Source organism: Pollutimonas rozaliensis, from assembly GCF_048751585.1.
Lineage (GTDB): Bacteria > Pseudomonadota > Gammaproteobacteria > Burkholderiales > Burkholderiaceae_B.
In genome coordinates this window covers 513,622-533,521 of the sequence record NZ_JAZHOB010000002.1, presented here as the reverse complement: position 1 = coordinate 533,521, position 19,900 = coordinate 513,622, and the positions used below count along the sequence as shown (strand labels likewise).

Below are 19,900 nucleotides of genomic sequence, written 5' to 3'. Positions count from 1 at the left end.
TATATTTACGATAATCCATCGACCGCGGCCAGCATGCCACCCGCCACAACCCGCCATCACACAAGGAATACTTCCATGTCTTTGCCCGCTAAAGTCAAGATCGTCGAGGTCTCTCCGCGCGACGGCCTGCAGAACGAAAAGGAATTCGTCGCAACCACAGGCAAGATCGAACTGATCGACCGCCTCTCGGCGGCAGGCTTCCAGAACATCGAAGCAGCCTCTTTCGTTTCGCCCAAGTGGGTGCCGCAAATGGCCGACGGCGCGGAAGTCATGGCGGGCATACAGCGCAGGCCGGGCACCATCTATTCGGCCCTCACGCCGAACCTGCGCGGCTTCGAAGCGGCACTGGCCGCCGGCGTGGACGAAGCCGTGATTTTCGGCGCGGCCAGCGAGGCCTTCTCCCAGCGCAACATCAATTGCTCGATCGCCGAATCCATCGCGCGGTTCGAGCCTGTGGCCCAGGCGGCCAAGGCCGCCGGCCTGCGCCTGCGCGGCAGCATCAGCTGTGCGCTGGGCTGCCCCTACCAAGGCGAAACTCCCATCGAATCGGTCGTGGATGTCGCCCAGCGCATGCTGGCCCTGGGCTGCGATGAAATCGACATCGCCGACACGATAGGCGTCGGCACAGCGGTACAAGTCGGCCGGGTCATGCGCGCCGTCACCGAAATCGTCGATCCATCGCGGGTATCAGGCCACTTCCACGATACTTACGGCCAGTCCCTGGCCAATATCCTGGCGGCCATGGAAGCCGGCATTTCCATATTCCATACGTCGGTGGCCGGCATAGGCGGCTGCCCCTACGCCAAGGGCGCAACCGGCAACGTGGCCACCGAGGATGTCCTGTACATGATGCGCGGGCTCGGTATAGAAACCGGCGTCGACCTGGACGCGGTCGTGGACATCGGCCAGTGGATTTCGCACCATATCGGGCACAAGTCCTCCAGCCGGGCGGGCAATGCCATGGCAGCGCGCAAGGCGGCCTGAAGAGCATGTTTGCACACCAAAAACCCAGCCCGGATGAACACGCGCAGTTGCTGCAAGAGATCGGCCCCCTGCCACTGAAAGGCGTGGCATGGCCCAAATGGATAAAAGTATTCGCCTGCGCGGTGCTGGTGTTCATCGGCATCCAGATCGCACGCACCGCCGCCAGCCCGGTCGGCCAGAACATCAGCCCGCTGGTGGCGGGAAGCATCATCGTGTGCTTCATAGGCCTGGTGGTATTGGCCCGCTATATGCTGGTTTCAGAAACCAGCATCACGGAATCGGGCATCCGCCAGTCCTGGCTTGGGCGGCGCGAGGTCGCCTGGGAAGATATCCAATTCGCGAAGTTCATTCCGCTGGTGGCGTCCAAGCGATTGGTCTGCTTCACGACGCGAGGGCGGCCAGTGGTGTTCCAGGCCGGAACCAAGGAATTGCAGATCGCCTTTGCCCGCATTGCCCTGGTCTATCGGCGGCGGAAGTAGTCGTTCCTTTGCGGATGCTTGGCGCTGCCGAGCCGGCCGCCCCTCTGTTCGATTTCACCGGTCCATGTACAATCCGGCATCGCGGCCCTGCAATGGATGCCGCGTCGCTGCGATAGCGATTTAAGTGGACCCGGCTACGCCGGGTGGCTCGGCCGGGCGCCTATCCCTCGGACAACTTCAAGCGAATAACGGCTCGCCCCAAGGCTGCCAACGGCCAACACCCTCGGGCGATCGCCTCGCTTGCTAATTTCAGCTTAGCCCAACCCATGTCTTTTCTTTCCACCTTCCGCCGCGAATGGACGGCCAGTCCCCGCGCCGATATTCTTGCGGGCATCGTTGTCGCCCTCGCCCTTATCCCGGAAGCCATCGGCTTTTCCATCATTGCGGGCGTTGACCCCCGCGTGGGCCTTTATGCCTCCTTTTCCATCGCGGTCATCATCGCGCTGGTCGGCGGCAGGCCCGGCATGATCTCGGCCGCAACCGCCGCCGTTGCGGTCGTGGTCGTACCCCTGGTCAAGGACCATGGGGTGGATTATCTTTTCGCCGCCACCATTCTTATGGGAATCCTTCAGGTGGCGGCCGGCTTTCTTCGCCTTGATCTGCTGATGCAATATGTCTCGCGGTCGGTCGTCACCGGTTTCGTGAATGCGCTGGCGATCCTGATCTTCCTGGCGCAATTGCCGCAGCTCATTAATGTGACCTGGGTGACGTACGCCATGGTTGCCGCCGGCTTGGCCATCATTTATCTGTTTCCTCGCCTGACAAAAGCTGTTCCTTCGCCCCTGATTGCGATCGTCGCGCTGACAATGGTGTCGATCTATGGCGGCTTGTCTGTCAACACCGTTGGAGACATGGGGAAGCTGCCTTCGTCGCTGCCTGCATTCCTGATTCCCAATGTTCCTTTCAGCCTGGAAACCCTGCGCATCATCCTTCCCTATTCGCTGACGATGGCCGCCGTGGGATTGCTAGAGTCCATGATGACGGCACAGATCGTTGACGATCTGACCGACACGCCCAGCGACAAGCGGCGGGAATGCAAAGGCCAGGGCATCGCCAATTTTGTGACGGGATTCTTTGGCGGAATGGGCGGCTGCGCCATGATCGGCCAATCCGTGATCAACGTGAAGTCGGGGGGATCCACGCGCCTGTCCACCTTCGTCGCCGGCGCTTTCCTCCTTTTCCTGATCGTGGCGCTCGGTCCTCTGGTCGCACAGATTCCAATGCCGGCGCTGGTCGCCGTCATGATCATGGTGTCGATCGGTACGTTCAGCTGGAGCTCAATTCGAAATTTACGCTCACACCCCTGGCAATCGTCCGTGGTGATGATTGCGACCGTTGCCGTTGTGGTCTGGACCCACGACCTGGCACAAGGCGTATTGACGGGTGTAATCCTTAGCGGCTTGTTCTTTGCGGGCAAGGTGAAGCGGCTGCTCACGGTCAAATCGGAACTGTCCCAAGATGGAAGGACACGCACGTATGCTTACTCGGGCCAGGTGTTTTTTGCTTCCACCGAGCGCTTTTCCGAAGCCATCGACTTCAAAGAGGCGGTGGACAAGGTTGTGCTCGACGTTTCAGCCGCACATTTCTGGGACATTTCCGCTGTGGGCGCCTTGGATAAGGTGGTACTCAAGCTAAGGCGGGAAGGCAGGTCGGTGGAGGTCGCCGGATTAAACGAAGCCAGCGCCACCATCATTGGACGATTTGCGGCTCATGCCTAGACACGGAGCAAGCCACGGAAGCCCCTTGCCGCGTAATAGGACTGCGCGCCGTTGTGATACACGAAGACCCTGCCATAACGGCGATCGCAGAAAAGGGCTCCCCCGAGCCCGCGAACATCGCGCGGGGTCTCTATCCAGCTTGATGTTTTCGTATCGAACACGTCAAGCGCCTGCAGATCGCGGTACTGCTCTTCCGTCAACAGGTCTATGCCCATCTCGCCAGCCATCTCCATGGCGCTGCTTTTGGGCTTGTTCTCCTTGCGCGAGTCCAGGGCCTCTTGGTCGTAGCAGACGCTTCGGCGGCTTGCCGGGCTTTCCGCAGAGCAATCGCAAATGACTACATGCCCGCTCTCGTCCTTGCCGATTACGTCCGGCTCGCCGCCGCTTGCCTCCATCGCATGCAGCGACTTCAGCGCGGCGGGATTGTTTTCCAGCCGGGCCTGAACATCGGCCCATGCGATACCTTTGTGGCGATGCATGTTCTTTTCATAGCGTGCCTTCAGCACTTGAAGCAATTCGTCGCGTTCTTTCGTCTTCATGATTGCCGTGTCGTGGTTAGGGTGGATCGTTGATTGAGCCGATCATTATCCGGGCTGGCCCCAGGCCGCTACCTGATTTCATGGGCATCGTTGATCAGCCTTCGCAGAAGATGGGCAACCTCGCGGGCGGCCCTGCTCAGCGGATGATGCGTCGTGGTACGAAGCACAACATAACGCGGCAGCGTCGGTGCGACGATGCGCCTGATGTACAGCTTGTTCACATAATTTTCCTGCCGCGCCAGGTGCTCGCTCCAGATGGCGTAGCATCTTGAGCGCCGGATCAAGGCAAGCTGCGCTTCGATGGAATCCGCTTCAAAAATAATGCGCAAACGGATTCCCTGCTTCAGCGCCTCTTCCTCCATGCGGACGCGGAGCCCGTTTGGCGACGCCGGAAGCACCAGCGGGATGTCGTTCAGATCGCGAAACGGAATGTCCTTATTGGGCGAGCCCAGCGGCTTCTGGCCAATCAGCGCCAGGTCGGACTGCGCCAGCACGTCTTCGTTCGCAATGCGCAGCGCCCGATACTGGGTGATCAGCGCAATGTCCACTTGCCCGCTGGTCAACCACTCTTCGTGCTGCGCGCTGAAGCTTTCCACCATTCTGAGTATTACGCCCGGATACTTTTGCTGCACCTCGTCGAACAGGTCAGCGGCAAAGGCACGCATATAGGCGGTCAGCAAGGCAATGGAAACGACGCCACTGGGACCGCCGCTACGTTCGCGGATATCCCTGACAAAGCTGTCGCACCCTTCGACCACCTTCCTGGCCTGCTCAATTGCCAGCGCGCCAACAGCCGTTGGCTGCACGCCGCGTCCCGTACGGTGGAATAAAGGCGCATTGAGCGACTCCTCCAGCGCCTTCAGGCTTCGGCTTACCGATGGCTGCGTCAAGGACAAGGCATCGGCGGCACGCGAAATATTGCCCAGTTCCGCCACCTTCAGGAATAAACGCAAGGTTTGGATATCAATGTTGTGCGTCATGCGTGCATCGTATATCTGTTAGAGGAATGGGCGTATAGGAGACAAGAGCGGCATGATTTATGGTAACCCTATTCAGTCCAAACCATTCCATAAAAATCGGAGGCAATCCTTTCATGAAACGTCGTCTATTTCTTGCGATATCCCTGGCATCGGCCTGCTTGGCGCCGTTAACCACGCAGGCAAGCACATTTCCCAACAAGCCCATCCGCATTATCGTACCGTATGCGCCCGGCGGCACGACCGACATGCTCGCTCGAGTTGTAGGGAAACATATGTCGGACAACCTGGGGCAAAGCGTGATCGTCGAAAACAAGCCTGGCGCCAATGGCATGCTGGGATCGTCGATGGTGGCAAAATCCGCGCCGGATGGCTATACCCTGGGCGTCGCCTCGCCCGGGAACCATGCCGCCAATGCCAGCCTGTACAAAGAAGTGCCCTATGACACGATCAAGGACTTCACCGCGGTATCGCAAGCCGTGAATTCGCCGATGATCCTGGTGGCGCATCCCAGCCTGGGGGTAAAAACCGTTGCAGAGCTGATCGCAAAGGCGAAAGCCGAGCCAGGCGGGATTGTCTACGCCTCAGGCGGCACAGGCTCATCCATGCATCTTGCCATGGAGCAGTTTGCAAAAATGGCGGGCATCAAGATGACCCACGTCCCTTACAAGGGATCGGGAAACTCGTATATCGATCTTCTGGCCGGGCGCGTATCGCTATTGATGGACATCAGTCCGCAAGCCCTGCCCCGGGTGCGCAGCGGTGAGCTGCTTGCGCTGGGCACGGCATCCGAAAAACGCTTGCCAGAGCTCCCGGATGTGCCAACGATCGATGAGGCGGGCGTCGCCGGCTATCGCGCCGGATCCTGGTACGGATTCGTCGGTCCCGCAGGAATTCCCAAGCAGACCCTGGACACGCTGAATTCGGCGATCGCCGCCGCGCTGCGCGATGCCGAGATCGAAAAGAAGCTTCAGGCCGCGGGCCTGCAGATCGTCGCCAGCAAGCCCGAGGAGTTCCAGTCCTTCATCGAGGCGGAGGTCAAGAAATCCGCCCAGATCATTAAAGATGCCGGCATTCAGCCGGAATAACTCACAGCCACACAGGATGTTTTTTCATGATTCAACAATTCACTCCCATCGATTTCAAAGCCCGCCGCCAAAAGATCGCCGCTTCCGTGAAGGCCGCGGGATTTGATGCCTATGTGGGAACGCGGCAAGGCGCCCTGCATTACTTGAGCGGCGCGTTCATGCCATGGCGAGGCGCGGTCATCGTCACGGCAAATGGCGACTGCAAATTTGTCTACTGGGCATGGGACGCCAGCCGTATCCGCGAAGAGGGAGTCGATGTCGACATTACGCCATTCACTTTTTCGGATTTCACCCGCGCCATCGCCGAAAAGCTGAACGAACTGGGATTGTCGAAGGGCCGCATCGGCATAGATCTTGCCCACCCGGGAGCCGCGCAGATTGCGCCCGGCATGATATGCGCAAGCGAATACCTGGAGCTGAAAGAGCTGCTTCCCAATGCCGATATTCAAAACGGCGTCGACATGCTTGACGACGTCATGCTTATCAAGGATGCGGCCGAAATTGAACGCCTGCGCTTTGCCGCGCATGTAGCGGATAAAGGCTTCAATGCGGGCCGCGACGCGGTGCGGGCCGGCGTCACTGAAAACTCCGTTGCCGGCGCGATAGAAAAAGCCAATCGCGACAACGGCAGCACCTGGGCCTGGGCATTGACCGGCGGAACGGAAGTCGGGTCCGGAAACCGCACAGGATATCTGCATGGCGTAACCCAGCAGGCCTCGGAAAAACTGATTCAAGACAATGAGTTCGTCATCCTGGATCTGCACCCCATGATCGACCTTTACCTTGCCGACTCTTCGATTCCGGTTTTTCTCGGCAAGCCGACGGCTCAGCAACAAGGCATGATCGACTGCTGGGAAGAAGTGGTGGCGACCATGATTGAAAACATGAAACCCGGCCATGCGGTGCCCGAAGTCGTGAAGAAAGGTCTTGCCGTGTTTGAGCGCCACGGCTTGACGGATTATTGCCTTCCCACCTTCGGCCATGGCCTGGGAACCTGCGCAAGAACCAGGCCGTTCATCAACCTGCGCAGCCAGGACGTCGTCCAGGCCGGCATGGTCGTTGCCCTGGGTACGCACCTTTATGTGCCCAATGTCGGTGGGATGCGGCTGGAATTCCCCTTGCTCGTAACGGAGAAAGGCGGCGAAGCCTTGATGGAAACCCCAGCGAAGGTCCATTTCGTATAACAGCCGGATTAGCCTGCCTACCTTACACGCCCTAAAGGCACCGTGCCCGGCGCTGGACAAAGCGAAGGTTGAATACGCCGCGCTTAGCGCAGCGCGGCAACATTGACTGAACGTGGGGCAGCGCGTCCAGTCCATTGCTGGAGCCGTCCGCGATGACGACGGGCGGCTCACCCAAGGTGGCGGCCGTCAATCCGGATCTCGCCCTCATCCGGCGCCATGAGGTCGGCGATGATACCCCGCAAGCTGGATTTTTCAGTGTCGTCTTCTTCGCGCAGCGCCATGCATGCCGGCATGTGTACGCACGATTGTCGCGTGTGGCTAGATTGCGTGCTAGGCATCGCAGCATGCAAGGTCGCAAGCCACATACCTGTGAAGGTAATGGCACCAGACTATAATCCATCCAAATAGCCGGCACCTCTTACATGTCCAAGAAAATCCCTCCCATGAATCCGCTGAGGGCGTTCTACGTTGTAGCGCGCACCAAGAGTCTGACCAAGGCAGCCAGAGAGCTTCATGTCGGCCAATCCGCAATCAGCAAACAACTGGACGTGCTGGAAAAGTATCTGGGCGTAAAACTGTTTCGGCGCGAACAACGAGGAATCACCCTGACTGAGATAGGGCAAGAACTCGGCGAGCGGATTATTCCAGCTTTCGACCAGATTTCAGACGCGACCCATAGCATTCTCGAACGCGGCAACGACAATACGATACGGGTACACACCTATACGACCTTTGCCGCAAAATGGTTGATTCCTCGACTGGAAAAGCTTCACAAGCAGTACCCGGAATTGTCCGTGTTGATTATCAATTCAGCCGGCAAAGTGGATTTCGAGCAAGACCGTATAGACGTCAGCATCCAGTTAGGCAGTGGCAAACAACCCGATACCGAAGTCGACCTTCTGTTCGACGACATCATTGAACCCGTGTGCAGCACGGCATTCCAGCAGGAACATGCACCGGAAAGCAAGTATCCGCAGGCGCTCTTGCGCACGCGATTGCTGGTTTCACATTACCGACCAAAAGGTGAATGGGCCATGTGGGCCAAAGCGCACGGCTATGCAGCGGAAATCGCCGATACACCGCACATGAATTTCAGCAGCTCGGTGCTGACATGGCAGGCGGCCGTCGACGGCCTCGGAATAGCCATAGGGCAGGTCGCACTGTTGACCGAGGATGTTCAAGAAGGAAAATTAATATTTCCGTTCGGGAAGCCATTGAAAACAGGACTTTCATTCTACTTGTTGCGCCCCAAAGTACGCCGCGAAGCCAGAAAGATACTGCTATTCCGAGCGTGGCTGCTGGAGCAGGCGGCGGCAACCAGGCCTCTTTTGCCCGATTGCTAGGCCGTCGGAATCGCCACATCGGCAAAAAGCAAATCGTCACATGGCCTGATGCCCTGCCCGCAAGAAGGTCGGGCCAGGCCACGCTTGCCCTTACTGGTCCTGAGCCTTGGGAGCGCGTTGAGAAAAGGACCGGCCGAAAACCCCCTCGGCAATTCTATTCTTCAAGACCTCGATGGAGCCCCCTGCGATCATCCAGCCACGAGTACGTCGAACGCAATATTCCACCAACGCTTCCTGGCTGAAGCCCATGCCGCCCATGACCTGCATGGCCTCGTTGGATACGTCCCATCCCGCCAGATTGCACGCCAGTTTTGCCATCGCGGTGCTTTGCCCCGAGGGCAGCCCATGTTCTCCTTCCAGGGCTGCCTTGTAGAGCAGCAATTGGGCCTGCTCCAGCTTCATCCACATTTCGGAGAACTTCCATTGGATGCCCTGGAAGTCGCACAGCTCGCGGCCAAACTGCTTACGAACCATGGCATGGTCCCTGGCCATGTTGAATGCATAGCGTCCCAGCGCCAGCGCCCTGGAAGCATTGCCCAGCCGTTCTACGTTGAAGCCTGAAATCTGCTTTTTGAAGCCGCCTGGCCCCAAGAGCAGGTTCTCTTTGGGCACACGGCAATTATCGAAATACAGTTGAGCCCAATGCTCGCCATTCATGAAGCTGGACGGCTCGCCCACTTCAAAACCAGGCGTACCCCGCTCTATCAGTATGGAGCCGATGCCGCCCACACCCGGCCCAAATCGGACATAGATGAGGAACAGTTCTGCTTCAGGGCTATGCGTGGAGAAAATCTTGCTGCCGTTGACGATGTAATGATCGCCGTCAAGGACGGCCGTTGTTTTCAGGTCGGTAACGGCAGACCCGGCGTCCGGTTCCGTCATGCCCAGGGAAATCAGCTTCTTACCCGCCAGCAGGTCAGGCAGAAATCTTTCCTTTTGCTCTTTGCTGGCATATTCCACAAACGTGCGGATGGGGCCAAAATTGCCCGCCTGCACGATGTCGGCGCTTTTTGGGCAGGCCAATGCGACCTGCTGTATCGCCAGCACGGCATGCATCAACGACCCGCCCTGGCCGCCGTCCTCCTCAGGAAAAACAATGCCCAGCAAGCCCTGCTCAGCCAGCAATTGCGCTGTTTCCCAGGGGTACTGGTTCGAGTGGGCCCGCGCCAACGCTCCCGGAGCCAATTTGGCTTGCGCAAATCGCGCAACACTGTCAGAAAATGACTGATACTCTTCCGAAAGATTGAAATCCATGATGGTCCAAAAAATTATTCTTCAATATGATTCTCTTGAGGCGGGCTTCACGCCAGCCCGCCCTGGCGAACACACTTGACTCGCAGAAATTCTCGCAAACCTTCCACGCCACCCTCGGACCCCAGGCCGCTATCTTTGTAGCCACCGAACGGCGTTTCGGGCAACGAGGCCTGCAATTCGTTGATGCACACGACCCCGCTCAGGATGTCATTGGCAAACCGATAAGCCAGCTTCATGTTGTTGGTAAACGCATATGCAGCAAGCCCAAATGGCAAAGCGTTGGCTTCGGCAATGGCTTCATCGGCGCTTTCGACCGGAATCATCAATGCGACCGGGCCGAAAGGCTCGATTCGGCAAACGTCGGCAGTCTTGTCGTGCAGCGCCAATACGGTGGGCTTATAAAAGAACCCCGGACCGTCAATGGCACTGCCGCCGGCAAGCAGCCTGGCACCCGACTCGACTGCATTGGCTACCAAGCCCTCAATGGCATTCAAACGCCGCTTGTTTTTCATGGGTCCCATCTGAGCCCGGGCATCAAACGGGTCCATGACGCGCACATTGTTTGCATGTGCCGCAAATCGTTCGCAAAACGCGTCAAAAATATCTTTATGGACAAGAAAGCGCGTAGGAGAAGTGCATACCTGGCCAGCATTGCGATACTTGGTGGCAACGCATGCCGCCGCCACATTGTCGACATCGACATCATTCCAGATCACGACCGGGGCATGCCCCCCCAGCTCCAGCGTGGCCTTCTTCATATGCAAGGCTGCCTTTGCACCCAACTGCCTACCTACCTCTGTACCCCCTGTAAACGTAATCATGGACACTAGCGGGGACGTGCACAGTTGATCGGCGATAAAAGACGGATCGCCAAATACCATGTTCACCGTGCCACGCGGCAAACCTGCGCGCTCGATGGCTTGGGCGATCAACAGCGCAACCCCTATGGTTTCTTCGGAGGGCTTGATGACAATCGTGCAACCCGCCGCAAGCGCAGCGCTGATCTTGCGCGAAGGCGTAATGGCAGGCGCATTCCATCCTGAAAAACCTCCCACGACACCATAGGGTTCCAGTTGGGCCAGTTGCTGTATGCCCGGTGTACGAGCCGGAATCTGACGGCCATAAAGACGTCTCGCCTCTTCGGCGGCCCACTCGAACATTTCGGCCGCCACGTCCACTTCTTTTTGAGCCTCGGACAAAGGCTTTCCAAGCTCGGTCGTGATCTGACGCGCCAATTGGTCCCGATCCTGGCGCATCTCGTGCGCCACTTTGCGCAGCAGTTCGGACCTTAATGTCGGGCCGGTTTTCCGCCACGCACTGAACGCACGATGGGCGGATTCAATGGCCTGGTCTATGTCGTCTTGCGAAGCGGCCAGGTAGCGCCCGACCTCCAGCCCTGTTGAAGGTGAGACGACAGTCAGCTCCATACTGCCGGTTCCGCTGCGAAACTGACCATCAATGTATTGCGAATAGTTCATTCTCTGGACTCCAACATTATTCGATCACAATGCAATAAACGCCTCAGTCTATCAATCAACTCCCCAGCACGGAACTCACTTTTTGTCTGCCAGATATTTAATTTTCGACTATCACGAACTCAGCCCCCGGCCCCCCGGCCCGGAATCGCGCAAACATGAATAAAAAGAATATGAAGCAGAAAAAATGTCCCGTCCGTCAGCATCAAACACCGATACACTTAGCCCATCTGAAGGAGCACAGCATATGAATATCGGCTTTATCGGCTTGGGAAGAATGGGATTGTCTCTGGCGCGTTCATTGGTCAGCAAAGGCGAGGTCGTCCATGTGTTCGACCTGAATGTGGATGCCGTCGAAAAGCTCGAAGCACAGGGCGCGCGGCGGGCGGAGAGCGTGGCCGATGTCTGCCAGAACGCCGATATTATCTTTACGATGCTGCCAGGCCCCAAACAAGTCAAAGAGGTGGCCCTAGGCACGGGCGGAATTATCGAAAACCTCCGCTCCAGCTCGATTTACATCGACATGAGCACGGTCGACGTCGATACTGTCGACGTTCTTTTTCAGGCTTTTACGGCAAAGAACTTCATCTTCGGCGACGCCCCGGTTGGAAGGCTGGCTGCCCATGCGGATAAAGGGGAGTCCTTGTTCATGTTGGGCATCGCCAGCGAGCACCTGGCGAAAGTTGAGCCGATTCTGTACAAAATGGGTACCACCGTCTATCACTGCGGCAAGGCGGGCGACGGCACAAGAACCAAGCTCATCAACAACATGATGGTCTTGTGTTACTGCCAGATAAATTCCGAAGCCCTGGTACTAGCCCAGTCACTGGGCCTGGACTTGAACAATACCTTCAACGTACTCACCAGCACAACCGCCAGCAATGGCCAGTTGAAGGAAAAATGGCCCAACAAGGTACTGAAGGGTGATCTATCGCCCGGGTTTGATCTGGCCCTTGGATACAAGGATATATCCCTGGCATCCAACGCGGGAGCTTCAAGCCAGGTTGCATTACCCGTTTGCGATGCCGCCAAGAACGTGTTCAGAATGGCTTTGGCTTCGGGCAAAGCCGGCCAGGACACCTCGTGCCTCACGGATTTCTGGGCCGAGGTCAACGATTGCCCCAAGCCCAGGCTCAAATAACAAGAGCCCTTCTACACAGCGCGACCGAATGTGTCGAGCGAGCAGAATCGCTCTCTCGCCCGACAAGAAACGGCATGCCATCGGAGACGGTGCTCAGCCTTCCTCTCGCCCCGCCAGATACCGGGCTGCGACAAATCCAAATGTCATTGCAGGCCCTATCAACGAGCCTCCGCCCGGATAGCTGCCTCGGAATACACTGGCCATATCGTTGCCCACCGCAAACAGTCCGGGTATGACGCTGCCGTCGGGCCGTAACGCCCGGGCATGCGCATCGGTGCGGATGCCCGAAAAATTGCCGATGTCTCCCGCATACATCCATACTGCGTAGTACGGGCCTTTTTCAAGCGGCGCCACATTGGGGTTATAGCTGTTCCCCGTGTCACCCAAATAATGTCCATACCTGTCCTTTCCCTTGCCGAATTCAGGGTCTTCGCCACGGCGGGCATGCGCGTTGTAGTTTGCCACGGTGCCTTCCAGGACCTGGGCATCAATGCCCATCTTGTCTGCGAGACCGCCAATGCTGTGGGCCCGCAGCAGATACCCCGATCGCAAGAGGCTGCCCAAAGGCAGAAAAGGCTTGGCGTATCCCAAACCGTACCTGCTGAACGCATCGGAGTCACAGATCAAGAACGCACCAGCGGGGCGCCCCGCATCGGGATGCTTGATCAGCTTCTCGACAAAATCATGGTAGGAAACACTTTCATCGGCAAAGCGCCGGCCAGTGCGCAACACGGCGATCATTCCAGGCTTTCCTTGGTTCACCGAGTGAATGATGCCGCCCCAAGAACCGTCCGGACGCGGCACTTTCGAGATCGGCATCCAGGCGCCCGCATTGCTTACCTGGGTGTCGATGTAGCCTCCGGCTTGCTCCGCCATGCGGGCGCCATCGCCCACATTGCCCGAAGCCGTCAAGGATACATGCTCATCAGCGAGCGCCGGGTGTGAATAGATTGCCGAGCGGCGTTCGGCGTTTTGGGCGAAGCCGCCGCTGGCCAACACGACTCCGCGACGCGCGCGGACTTCCACATGGCGGCCATTCCGATTGATGCTGGCGCCCACCACCCTGCCATTCTCTATCAGCAACTCCATCGCCGGCGAGAATGTCCAGACTGGAGTGCCCAGGTCCAGCAGCACCCGCGCCATCCGGGCAATCAGCGCATTGCCATTGACCAGGGCTTGCCCGCGTCCATAGCGCAGCTTGTCCCAGCCATATTTCGCCAACAGCGTGCAAACGCGAACGGTTGATTTCATTGATCGCCCGAACCGGTAAAAATGCCCAAGATCCGAACCCGAGCTGACGCCCATGCCAAACAGCGACAACTCGCGAGGCAGGGGGCGCAGGCGATGCAACTCCTTGCCAAGAACGGTCGCACTCACGGGAGCGGCATGCAACGACCGGCCAAGCCTGGCCCCGGGCATCGAAGGATGATAGTCAGGCATCGCTTGCGACATATACAAGGCAACACCCATATCTTCGACGAAGAACCGGACCATGGCAGGACCATTCTTCAAATAGGACTCGATAAATTCTTCGTTGTAATCGCTACCCAGATGCTCGCGAAGGTACCGTCGAGCGTCGTCGATATCATCCGACATGCCCCGATCGGCCATCAAATGGTTGCAGGGGATCCATAAGTACCCTCCGGACGTGGCGGTTGTGCCGCCGAAGACCGGCGCCTTCTCGGTCATCAGGACATCCAGACCCGCCTTTCTGGCGGTTATCGCGGCCGAAAACCCACCGGCACCCGAACCGATTACCAGAACATCACACTCATGAACATTCGTTGTTGCAGCCATCAACCCTGGGCTCCTTATGACGACCCTATTTACCATCAGGCGACCTCGCCCACATTACTTCAAAAGGGGACGTTGGGCCTTGACGTCGATAGACTATTTTTTAGCGAATCCCGACAGGACGATTCCTGCTGTACTGTCGATGAACTTCTGGTCGATAGGTCCGTGCCCGACCAGAAGCCTGTAGAACATGGGCCCGTAAAGCACGTCTATGGCGGACTCTATGTCCAGTCCTTCATCGAACTCGCCACTTTCCATCCCACGCCTCAGAACTTCCCGGACAGCCTCCCGCCGTTGCGATACATAGCCGTCGATAAACGCCTTCGCGGCGGCGGAATTGCTGATGCCCGCGGCAACAAGGTCGCGCACCACGCGCCCTGTCTTGCCACGATAGACGCGTGCCACCTTATGCATCTGTGCCTTGATATCGTTAGCCGCACATCCGGAGTTCGGGAAAGATATCTTGGGCAAGGCGCCAGTCATAAAGGCGGCCACTGCCAAAGACTCGCGGCTGGGCCACCAGCGATAAATCGTGGTCTTCGCGGAACCTGAACGCGCCGCCACGCCTTCAATCGTAAAGGACGATATCCCGCCCTCCACCATTAGGGCATAAGCAGCCTTCAGTATTGCAATCCGAGTGTCGTCGGCGCGAGGCCGTCCTCGTTTACGGACTTCTGGTTTTGCGTCGACATGGTTCAAATCAGCGGGGGGCATCGGCAGTCCCGGCTCTGGAAATTATATGGGTTGACATTTATCCTTCTCACGTACTCTGAAATAACGGCCCTGTTCAGCTCAGTCTGGTATTGCAAGTGTACTGATATTGCTGGCATCATGGCTTTCCGCCAGCTTCCAGCCCGCGTCCATTAGCGCTTCCGTACGCTCCTGGCTAAGCCGCTTTCTTGCGAGCATCTGGAATTTTTCCGACAAGGCAAGATCGGTCATGGGGTTGGCAAGGCTGCCCGTGGCATGCAGCGTCTCGCTGGACAGCACTGTGCCATCTCTCAAGTACACCTTCGCTTTAGCCTGGTCAGGCCCCAGCGCCGCATCCTCGATCACCCCGGTAACGGTCTGAATGCGTCTAATCAAGGGGTCTGCGACCGCAGTCGCGTTTCCTTCCTCCAGTCCGGCGCTACCGCGCACCAACGCAGCAGCCACCCAATGGAACAAACTGACCTGCGCCTCCGGCTCGGTAGAAGGCAATTTTCGCCAACAAAGGGCAAGCGCGCCCGGATGCACCACCAGCTCGACTCGTTCGATATCCGCCCCTGCCGGCAGACGCTTGAACAGATCTATGCACGCATCTATTGACGGATGGATGACAATGCCACACGGATATGGTTTGTATGCATTGCCAAGCATCTCGAAGCGCGAGCCAAGCCCCTCCAGCACAGACAGATGCTTTGCCTGCGGCGCAATCACGGGCAATAGACCATTGCGTCCTTCAATGACATGATCGCCAGACGTAAAGCCGGCCATTGCCAAATACGCCGATGCAAGTCCATTGCGGGTTGCAATACCCGGGACGAAGGCCACCGACATGTAGCCGTGACTAGCGCGCAGTCCGGATGCTTGCGTAGCGGCAAGACAAAGCGCAATTGCCAGTTGTTGATGCGAGGCCCCCAGCAACAACGACACTGCCGCCGCAGTGCCAATACTGCCCGAAACCCCGGTAATGTACCAGCCGGGGTTCGCCCCGGAAGATGGATCTGTGATGCAGACGCTAAGACGGCACTCGACCTCCATGCCAACGGTCAATGCACGAAGAAGATCCCGTCCAGCCACGCGACGGGTTGCCGCAACCGCCAGCACCGCTGCGGCCACGGGACCGGTCGGATGGGTAATCGTGCTTAGATGGGTATCATCAAACGTATCAGCGGCGGATGTCAGACAGTTGATCAGGCCCGCATCCCCGACGTTCAGGCGCTCCCGCCGTCCAAGAATGGGCACGGCGCCCGGGCCGGACATTTCAAGCAGGCCGCGTATGGCCGTATCGGCTGTGGCGCTGCGCGAACCTCCAACCGCACATCCAACCCAGTTGACAAACGACCGTATGGATTCGCGCTGAACCTTTGGAGGGAGATCATTCCATTCAGTGTCCATAGCGAATGCCGCCAACTCTGCGGCCAGAGTCCCGGAACCGCTAACGGCGTTAGCGCTCGTCATGATAAGCAATCCTTTACAAAGCCGGATTTTTCAGAACCGGCCAAGCCGACAACACCAAGAGCGGCCGACTTCAATCTGCTATGTTAGTTGAAATGTATTAAATACGATCCGTATCGTATCTGTCAATTTTTTTAATAAATACATAAATGTGCAGAATCAGCAATTACCACCAATTGACATGAATCAAGGATCTAAATATTATATGAACGATACGTTTCGTATCGTAATTAAGGAACAGACAGGCACAGATACGCGGACGAAAATGCGAGACAGCATCGCCCTCTGTCAGCACCTCACAAAAACGGAGACTAGTATGAACCCAACACTTCGCCGCTTCCTTCCAGCAGCCATCGCAGCCATGGTCTGTTCCTCGCTATGGCTCACCCAACCGTCTGCTGCCGCAACCTACCCTGACCGTCCAATCCGGGTCGTCATACCCTACGGGCCAGGCGGAAATACCGACATCACTGCGCGCATCATCGCAGAAGATATTTCGAAGTCATTGAACACGCCGGTGGTCGTCGAGAATCGCCCTGGATCCGGAGTCACGCTAGGCACGGAAATTGTGGCCAAGGCACCGGCGGATGGATACACCTTATTGATCACGACCCTGGCGCACTCCATCAACCAGACCCTGTATAAAAAACTCCCGTACGACTCGCAGAAAGATTTCCTACCCATTGCCCTGGTAGCGAAAGTACCGCTGGTCCTCACCGTGGACCCCCGGCTTCCCATCCAGAACCAGCAGGATCTGATCAACCTGCTCCACAAGAATCCCGATAAGCACAGCTTCGCGTCTTCAGGCATTGGCAGTCCGACACACGTGGCCGGGGAATCCTTCAAGATCGAGACCAAAACCAGCGCCGTGCACGCGCCATATAAAGGCGAGATGCCCGGCCTGAACGACGTCATCGGCGGGCACGTCACCTTCGCATTCGGTACTGCCGCCGCCACGACGCGACTGGCCCAGGCCGGCTCGCTGCGTGCTCTAAGCATCGCGTCAGCTCAGCGCTCCGCCTTGTTGCCCGACGTTCCCACCACGGACGAAGCCGGCCTGAAGGGGTTTCAAGCCTATACATGGACCGCATTGCTCGCCCCGGCAGGCACTCCCGGGGATATCGTCAAAGCCGTCAACCAGGCTGTAAACAAAGCGCTCACGAACCCCGAGATCAAAAAGCGCCTGACGCAGCTCGGCGCGGAGACCGACGACATGCTAACCCCGGAAGCCACACGGGCATTCATGGATGCTGAAACATCCAAGTGGGGGGCCATCGTGACTGCTTCGGGCGCAACCGTTGACTGACCAAGCAAGGTCCATGCAACAACAGTGGCCACCATCCGATGCCTTTCATTTTCAGCTCGTATAGGGGCCACACGGCAATTCCGCTGAAACCGCCCCAAGGAAAACCAAATGAACGAAATCCAGACCAGATTCATGTTTCGCCTAAGCCTTGAAGTTGGCGCCCATCATGTCGTTGGTCAATCCCCCATCAGCAGCCGGCGCATAGCCCCTGTTGCGGGGGGGACGTTTGAAGGTCCGGAACTCTCGGGCATCGTGCTTCCTGGCGGCACGGACTGGATCATCGTGGATCCCGCCGGCACCTGGTTTCGGATGGACGTCAGGCTACCCCTGCAGACGAACGATGGCGAGCTGCTGGTGATGGCCTATCAGGGGTGGCGCAGCGGCTCCCCTGACGCACTTGAAAGACTGGGCCGCGGCGAGGAGGTCGACCCCGCCGAGTATTACTACCGGGTCGCCTGCGGCTTCGAAACGGCGTCGCCGAAACATGCCCGGCTGAATACGATAGTCGCCATAGGAAATGGATGGAGACTGCCGTCGGGCCCGGGGTACGACATCCATGAGGTGCTCTGATCAGGCAAATCGAATACTTCAGGCCGTGCGCAGCATCGCACTATTTTTTCCGCCAGACATGGAACGACAGTAGATTTAAAGGAACACAAGAGTGAATTCATCTTTGGTTGAGAACGCAGCAGAAGTCACTGCCAAGGCGGTAGCCGAAACTTGGCTGGAGCGACTCAACAGCGCCATAAGCGACAAGAACCCCGAACGGCTCGGTTCGCTGTTCGACGCCGATTGCCATTGGCGAGACCTGCTGGCACTAACTTGGGACTTTGGCACGATCTCCGGCAATGCGCGCGTAGCGGACCAGCTTTCAACGTTTGCGGAACAAGCCCGCGCCGGCAATTTCGAGATCGACCCAACGCGAACCCAACCGTTTGAGGTGGAACGGGCCGGTGAAAAAGTGATCGAAGCCATCATTCGATTCGAAACGGCTACGGCCAAAGGCACCGGCCTGGTCCGCATACGGCGAAACAAGGTCGACCCCGCGCATCCGCAAGCCTGGTCCCTGCTGACCGCGCTGCGCGACCTGACGGGCCACGAAGAAGAAACAATCCGTCTGCGGAAGGAAGAGCCTCCCTTCGAGCGTGACTGGCACGGCCCCAACTGGCTGGACAAGCGGCGGGAGCAAAAGCTATACAAAGACTCCGATCCCGAGGTCCTGATCGTCGGAGGCGGCCACGCGGGGCTGAGCGCCGCGGCAACACTCAATGCCTTGGGCATCGACGCCTTGATTGTCGACCGCATGGCGCGCGTGGGGGATAACTGGCGGCTGCGCTATCACGCGCTAAAGCTGCACAACATGACCCCCAGCAACCATCTGCCCTACCTGCCGTTCCCGTCAAGCTGGCCCAACTATATTCCCAAGGACAAGATCGCCAACTGGCTGGAGTTCTATGCAGAGGCGATGGAAATCAACTTCTGGACCAGCACCTCGTTCGAGGGCGCCGGTCGCGACGAGAGCGCCGGAGTCTGGAACGCCAGGCTGCGCCTGAAAGACGGGTCGGAGCGGGTCGTCCGCCCGCGCCATATAGTGATGGCGACCAGCATCAGCGGCACGCCCAACATACCTGCCATACCGACCCTTGAGCGCTTTGAAGGCCCCGTGCTGCACTCAAGCCAGTTCTCGGATGGCGCGACATGGAAAGATAAAGAAGTGCTCATCTTCGGCACGGGCACCAGCGCGCACGACATCGCCCAGGATCTGCACGGCCATGGCGCCCGCGTGACGATGGTGCAGCGCAGCCCAACCGAAGTGGTGAACGTCGAGCCAAGCGCCCAGCTGTACGACGGACTCTTTTACGGCGAAGGCCCCGTTTTCGCCGATCGGGATCTGATCAGCTCATCCATCCCCCTCGACGTCCTGAAGGCGACGCACAAGCTCTTGACCGTCAAGGCGCGCGAATTCGACGCCCCGCTTCATGAAAAACTGACACAGGCGGGGTTCCGCCTGGATCTCGACGAAACCGGCTGGCCCCTGAAGTTCCGTAGCCGCGGGGGCGGCTACTACTTCAACGTCGGGGGCTCCGACCTCATAGCCAACCGCGAGATCGGCCTGATACAGTATGCCGACATCGCGTCGTTCGAAGCCCAGGGTGCGCGACTGCACGATGGGCGCCTGATCGACAGCAAGCTGATTGTCCTGGCAACGGGTTATAAAGGGCCCGAGCATCTTCTGCCGCAGCTGTTTGGCGAATCCGTAGCGCAGCGGGTCGGGCCTATTTGGGGCTTTGATGAATCACAGGAACTGCGCAATATGTGGAGGCGAACCAAACAGGCGGGGCTCTGGTTCACAGGTGGGGCATTCTCTCAGTGCCGAATTTACTCGCGCTACCTTGCCCTGCAAATCAAAGCGGCCGAGCTGGGCCTCTTGCCGAAAGAGCAGTAGTCGGTTTCAAGC

Annotated in this window: 17 protein-coding genes and 1 other annotated feature; of the genes, 10 read left to right on the top strand and 7 right to left on the bottom strand. The window is 58.1% G+C overall.

Features of this window, described 5'->3' with window-relative positions:
• Positions 1-75 precede the first annotated feature (75 nt).
• The 3 genes from V0R37_RS05710 (at position 76) to V0R37_RS05700 (ending at position 3,181) form a co-directional block, all read left to right on the top strand.
• On the top strand, positions 76-984 hold the full coding sequence (locus V0R37_RS05710; RefSeq protein WP_420373575.1) for a hydroxymethylglutaryl-CoA lyase: 909 nt from the start codon (positions 76-78) through the stop codon (positions 982-984).
• The gene (locus V0R37_RS05705; protein ID WP_420373650.1) at positions 981-1,463 is read left to right on the top strand and encodes a hypothetical protein; all 483 of its coding nucleotides are present in this window, start codon (positions 981-983) and stop codon (positions 1,461-1,463) included. Before V0R37_RS05710 ends, V0R37_RS05705 begins: the two co-directional genes overlap by 4 nt.
• A gap of 123 nt (positions 1,464-1,586) precedes the next feature.
• Positions 1,587-1,640 (top strand) — a sequence feature (sul1 is cis-regulatory element that is thought to sense ions involved in sulfur or methionine metabolism; They are found in Alphaproteobacteria).
• An 89-nt stretch (positions 1,641-1,729) separates the two neighbouring features.
• Positions 1,730-3,181, top strand: a complete 1,452-nt coding sequence (locus tag V0R37_RS05700; protein ID WP_420373574.1) for a SulP family inorganic anion transporter — start codon at positions 1,730-1,732, stop codon at positions 3,179-3,181.
• On the opposite strand, the gene V0R37_RS05695 is transcribed toward V0R37_RS05700, so the two are convergent.
• Complete coding sequence (locus V0R37_RS05695) at positions 3,178-3,720, bottom strand: DUF4256 domain-containing protein (RefSeq protein WP_420373573.1); 543 nt, start codon at positions 3,718-3,720, stop codon at positions 3,178-3,180. The two genes, V0R37_RS05700 and V0R37_RS05695, sit on opposite strands and share 4 nt — an antisense overlap.
• A gap of 68 nt (positions 3,721-3,788) precedes the next feature.
• Entirely contained in the window at positions 3,789-4,700 is a 912-nt protein-coding gene (locus V0R37_RS05690) for a LysR family transcriptional regulator (RefSeq protein WP_420373572.1), read from the bottom strand.
• 113 nt (positions 4,701-4,813) lie between these two features.
• Here V0R37_RS05690 and V0R37_RS05685 point away from each other — a divergent pair, with 113 nt between their 5' ends.
• The 3 genes from V0R37_RS05685 (at position 4,814) to V0R37_RS05675 (ending at position 8,312) form a co-directional block, all read left to right on the top strand.
• A complete protein-coding gene (locus V0R37_RS05685) occupies positions 4,814-5,785 on the top strand; it encodes a Bug family tripartite tricarboxylate transporter substrate binding protein (RefSeq protein WP_420373571.1) in 972 nt (323 codons plus the stop codon).
• Between the two features lie 26 nt (positions 5,786-5,811).
• Complete coding sequence (locus V0R37_RS05680) at positions 5,812-6,969, top strand: M24 family metallopeptidase (protein ID WP_420373570.1); 1,158 nt, start codon at positions 5,812-5,814, stop codon at positions 6,967-6,969.
• Between the two features lie 443 nt (positions 6,970-7,412).
• On the top strand, positions 7,413-8,312 hold the full coding sequence (locus V0R37_RS05675; protein WP_420373569.1) for a LysR family transcriptional regulator: 900 nt from the start codon (positions 7,413-7,415) through the stop codon (positions 8,310-8,312).
• 90 nt (positions 8,313-8,402) lie between these two features.
• On the opposite strand, the gene V0R37_RS05670 is transcribed toward V0R37_RS05675, so the two are convergent.
• Both V0R37_RS05670 and V0R37_RS05665 read right to left on the bottom strand, forming a co-directional pair.
• A complete protein-coding gene (locus V0R37_RS05670; RefSeq protein WP_420373568.1) occupies positions 8,403-9,566 on the bottom strand; it encodes an acyl-CoA dehydrogenase family protein in 1,164 nt (387 codons plus the stop codon).
• A gap of 47 nt (positions 9,567-9,613) precedes the next feature.
• A complete protein-coding gene (locus V0R37_RS05665; protein WP_420373567.1) occupies positions 9,614-11,044 on the bottom strand; it encodes an NAD-dependent succinate-semialdehyde dehydrogenase in 1,431 nt (476 codons plus the stop codon).
• 184 nt (positions 11,045-11,228) lie between these two features.
• Between V0R37_RS05665 and V0R37_RS05660 the strand changes: the two genes are divergently transcribed.
• Positions 11,229-12,182: an NAD(P)-dependent oxidoreductase gene (locus tag V0R37_RS05660; protein WP_420373566.1), complete on the top strand. Its 954-nt coding sequence runs from the start codon at positions 11,229-11,231 to the stop codon at positions 12,180-12,182.
• A gap of 93 nt (positions 12,183-12,275) precedes the next feature.
• Here V0R37_RS05660 and V0R37_RS05655 read toward each other — a convergent pair whose 3' ends face one another.
• The 3 genes from V0R37_RS05655 to V0R37_RS05645 all read right to left on the bottom strand — a co-directional run bounded on the left by V0R37_RS05655 (position 12,276) and on the right by V0R37_RS05645 (position 16,139).
• Positions 12,276-13,979, bottom strand: a complete 1,704-nt coding sequence (locus V0R37_RS05655) for an FAD-dependent oxidoreductase (RefSeq protein WP_420373565.1) — start codon at positions 13,977-13,979, stop codon at positions 12,276-12,278.
• Between the two features lie 93 nt (positions 13,980-14,072).
• The gene (locus V0R37_RS05650) at positions 14,073-14,690 is read right to left on the bottom strand and encodes a TetR/AcrR family transcriptional regulator (protein WP_420373564.1); all 618 of its coding nucleotides are present in this window, start codon (positions 14,688-14,690) and stop codon (positions 14,073-14,075) included.
• Between the two features lie 78 nt (positions 14,691-14,768).
• Positions 14,769-16,139 (bottom strand): MmgE/PrpD family protein, encoded by a 1,371-nt coding sequence (locus V0R37_RS05645; RefSeq protein WP_420373649.1) that lies wholly within the window; start codon positions 16,137-16,139, stop codon positions 14,769-14,771.
• Positions 16,140-16,452: 313 nt separating this feature from the next.
• Between V0R37_RS05645 and V0R37_RS05640 the strand changes: the two genes are divergently transcribed.
• From V0R37_RS05640 to V0R37_RS05630, 3 genes are all read left to right on the top strand, one after another.
• Positions 16,453-17,442, top strand: coding sequence for a Bug family tripartite tricarboxylate transporter substrate binding protein (locus V0R37_RS05640; protein WP_420373563.1), 990 nt, complete (start codon positions 16,453-16,455; stop codon positions 17,440-17,442).
• 108 nt (positions 17,443-17,550) lie between these two features.
• Entirely contained in the window at positions 17,551-18,012 is a 462-nt protein-coding gene (locus V0R37_RS05635; RefSeq protein WP_420373562.1) for a DUF3237 domain-containing protein, read from the top strand.
• 91 nt (positions 18,013-18,103) lie between these two features.
• Positions 18,104-19,888 (top strand): flavin-containing monooxygenase, encoded by a 1,785-nt coding sequence (locus V0R37_RS05630; RefSeq protein ID WP_420373561.1) that lies wholly within the window; start codon positions 18,104-18,106, stop codon positions 19,886-19,888.
• Positions 19,889-19,900: the final 12 nt, after the last annotated feature.